The following is a 2,970-nucleotide window of genomic DNA, read 5'->3' on the forward strand; positions in this document are numbered from 1 at the left end:
GGATTCCTGATGGTTCCTTTGCAATTCTTCCTATTCACATCAGTTGGAGTTGACCCTTCACTTGCCATGATGGTGTCCTTGGGAACCAGTTTGGCAATTATCATACCTACTGCTGCATCTGGTGCCTATCAGCATCAAAAGAAGAACAGGTCAATTGTCAAACCTGCAATCAGACTTGCAGTTTTCGGTATCATTGGAGGATTCTGTGGAGGTCTTGTAGCTAATATGGTGCCTACAAGAATTTTGCAGATCATATTTGCATGTCTCTTGATTGTAGTGGCATTGGATATGCTCTTCGGTTCCAGAAGTGATGGGGAAAAATCATTGATTCAATTCAATTTGTTGAATGCAGGTATTGTAGGTTTTTCAATAGGTATCATTTCTGGTTTGCTTGGTGTTGGTGGGGGAGTTTTCCTGATTCCTGCTCTTTGCATACTTTTTGGATTTAGCTTGATTCAAGCTATTGGAACATCTTCAGTATTCATTGCATTTACAGCTATTGGGGGGCTCATATCTTATATCTATACAGGTCTTGGAGTTAATCCGATGCCTTATTCATTAGGTTATGTCAGTTTGATAAACTTTGTTCTCATAGTGATGTTTTCAGTTCCTATGGCTACAATCGGTGCAAAATTAGTTTATAAAATGCCTGAAAAGAGATTGAAACAGATTTTTGCTATAATCCTTATTTATATGGCAATTAAAATGATTGGATTTGATTCAATAGCTATTCTATTGGGTTTGTAAAAATAGGGATGAACTTCTAAATTTCATCATTTTCTTCAAAAACAACACCAGTTCCTTTTAAGATTACTTGGTTATTGTTTTTTCCTTTTCTTGGCCCTACAGTGTCATAAATTATATCTAAATTTAATAAGCCATTACATCCATCTGCTTTTAACTGTTTGATTAATTTCAATAATGCCTTATCTTTTGCAAGCCTTACATCCATAAGAACATATTCTTCCAAGACATCTTGAAGCCCTAATTCGATTTCCTCTTTTCTGTCTGATGAAAAGATATGTCTTGTTTCATAGATTCCTTTCCGTTCTATAATTCTTAATCCTTCTGGAGGGTATTCCAAAGTAAATAGACGAACTCCTAAACCATTCATTTCTAGTTCCATATCATAGAAATCATGTCTTGTATGAGCATGTCTTTTGAAATATCTTGCTTTGAGTTTTGAAGTCTTGTTAAAGATTTTTTCATATATGCCTGTAAAGAACATGGTGATTTTCTTGAAAACACCTGAAATGTGAGATACAATACCTAAACCCATTGCTATCAGGAAATAGTTTACTGCAGTAGGGAATGCTGCTTGGAGTATGATGACTATACTTCCTGCAGTGATGACATTGAATCCTAAGGTAGGATTTGCAATGATGAAACCGTAGATTACTGTAATTATGAAAAGAATAAATGCACTGATTGCTCCTGTACTTTCATGAACAAACTTTTTAGCAGCAAAACTTTCAGCATATCCTGCAAATAATGGAGCAAGAACCAATCCGAAATTCCATCCGAAAATAGCAAAGTGAGTGTATAGACAAACAACATAGGTGGCTATACCTATCACTGTTCCAAAAGCAATACAAGCTATTTCCTTAAGGAATTTTATCTGCCCCTCTCTGGTATGCAGGCTATTTAACTTTTCTTTAATTTCTGTTTGCATTTATTCACTCTTCGATTTCGTCTCATAGACAAGTTTACGGTTTTAAAAAAAGTTTTATTGGATTTTGTCCTTGAAAGTTACCGCGGTTCCATAGACATTAACTAAAATGGTGTTTCCCATGGTACCTCCGAGGTTATTGTAGGATATCTTCAATCCTATGATTCCATTTGCACCATATTCTTCCGCTTTTGATTCCATAGCTTTAATCGCGTCATCTCTTGCTTCTTGAAGCTCTTCTTCATAAGTGGTGGTTCTTCCTCTTACAACGTCTCTGACTCCAGAGAACAAATCCTTATATATGTTGGACCCAATCAAGGATTCTCCGTGAACCAATCCATGATATTTTATTATTGTTTTATTATCTAAGGTACTTGTTGAGGATAATAACATCTTATCACTTAAAAATAGTTTTAAATAAAAATAAAGATTTTATCAGCTATTAATATTTAATAGCCAATATTGATTTTTGATTAAGTTCTTTTTAATTATTTAATTATGTAATTAATTAATTGTTTATTTAAAGAACATGAAATATGCCCATACGAGAATAAATATTACAATTACACCAAATAGCATCAATCTGCTTTTTCTGAGGTTCTTTTGTTGTTGTTCTAATACTCTTTGACAGTCAGGAGAGCATACTCTTTCTTTCATTGGTATTGGGGTTCCGCATACAGGACAATGTTTGTGTGGTTCTACCATATTTTCACCTTTTTACTTTTATTTTTAAATTAGTCTGATTATTTTTTAATTTTAATCATTTAATTTTAATCATTTAAATTTGAACATTTATTTTAAACATTTAATTTTATTTATTTAATATTATATAAAAATTGATGTTATTTAGATTTGATTGGTTAAAATTGAATATTTGACTATAATTTTAAATATTGAAGAATTTTCTAGTGGTTTCACTTACCTTCACGCCAAGCTCAACGCTCTCCACATCCTTGTAATGTGCAATTGTATTGAGGATATGCGGCAAATATTCCGGTTTGTTCTTGTTTGATTTAGGCTTTTTTGGGAAGTTTCTTGGAATAAGGAAAGGAGCATCGGTTTCTATCATCATCTTTTCAGGAGGAATAACTGTAACAGCTTCCTGCAATGATTGGCCTCTTCTCTCATCACAGATCCAACCGGTCACTCCAATGGAGCAGCCTAGTTCAAGGTACTTTAGAGCTTCCTCTTTTGTTCCTGTAAAACAGTGAACACAAGCCTTTTCACACATGTTCGGATACTTTTCAAGTATCTTCACCAAATCTTCATGCGCTTCTCTCTCATGTAGGAAGAGTGGCATA

Annotated in this window: 5 protein-coding genes; 1 reads left to right on the forward strand and 4 read right to left on the reverse strand. The window is 33.9% G+C overall.

Annotated features, from left to right (window positions below):
• Positions 1–747, forward strand: a 747-nt coding sequence (locus ACKI67_RS08730) for a sulfite exporter TauE/SafE family protein (RefSeq protein WP_407463151.1), incomplete at its 5' end; no start/stop codon positions are given.
• Between the two features lie 16 nt (positions 748–763).
• Here the strand turns inward: ACKI67_RS08730 and ACKI67_RS08735 are convergent.
• The 4 genes from ACKI67_RS08735 to ACKI67_RS08750 all read right to left on the reverse strand — a co-directional run.
• Positions 764–1,672: a hypothetical protein gene (locus ACKI67_RS08735; protein WP_407463152.1), complete on the reverse strand. Its 909-nt coding sequence runs from the start codon at positions 1,670–1,672 to the stop codon at positions 764–766.
• A gap of 54 nt (positions 1,673–1,726) precedes the next feature.
• Positions 1,727–2,062: a YbjQ family protein gene (locus ACKI67_RS08740; protein ID WP_407463153.1), complete on the reverse strand. Its 336-nt coding sequence runs from the start codon at positions 2,060–2,062 to the stop codon at positions 1,727–1,729.
• Between the two features lie 123 nt (positions 2,063–2,185).
• The gene (locus tag ACKI67_RS08745) at positions 2,186–2,374 is read right to left on the reverse strand and encodes a DUF2116 family Zn-ribbon domain-containing protein (protein WP_407463154.1); all 189 of its coding nucleotides are present in this window, start codon (positions 2,372–2,374) and stop codon (positions 2,186–2,188) included.
• Between the two features lie 181 nt (positions 2,375–2,555).
• Positions 2,556–2,970: TatD family hydrolase (locus tag ACKI67_RS08750; RefSeq protein ID WP_407463155.1), on the reverse strand; the 415-nt coding region annotated here is incomplete at its 5' end.

This window comes from Methanobrevibacter sp. (assembly GCF_045577275.1).
GTDB lineage: Archaea > Methanobacteriota > Methanobacteria > Methanobacteriales > Methanobacteriaceae > Methanobrevibacter.